The sequence below is a fragment of the Streptomyces recifensis genome (assembly GCF_002154615.1).
In the GTDB taxonomy this organism is placed as follows: domain Bacteria; phylum Actinomycetota; class Actinomycetes; order Streptomycetales; family Streptomycetaceae; genus Streptomyces; species Streptomyces griseoluteus.
In genome coordinates, this window is the sequence record NZ_MUNH01000786.1 from 511 (window position 1) to 852 (window position 342).

The following is a 342-nucleotide window of genomic DNA, read 5'->3' on the forward strand; positions in this document are numbered from 1 at the left end:
GCCCACCCCGCCGTGCGCCGGGTCGCGGACACCGAGACCCTGATCCGGCTGGAGGGGCTCGACATCTACGCCCCCTGCGCGCTCGGCGGGGCGCTGGACGACCACACGGTGCCGGTGCTCACCGCGTCCGTGGTGTGCGGCGCGGCCAACAACCAGCTCGCCCACCCCGGCGTGGAGAAGGACCTCCAGGACCGGGGCATCCTCTACGCGCCGGACTACGTGGTGAACGCGGGCGGGGTCATCCAGGTGGCCGACGAGCTGCACGGCTTCGACTTCGAGCGGTGCCGGGCGAAGGCGGCGAAGATCTTCGACACCACGCTGGCGATCTTCGCACGTGCGAAG

At 71.9% G+C, this 342-nt stretch carries 1 protein-coding gene; it reads left to right on the forward strand.

Going from position 1 to position 342, the window contains the following annotated elements:
- Positions 1-342: Rossmann-fold NAD(P)-binding domain-containing protein (locus tag CCN33_RS33395; protein ID WP_483027264.1), on the forward strand; the 342-nt coding region annotated here is incomplete at both ends.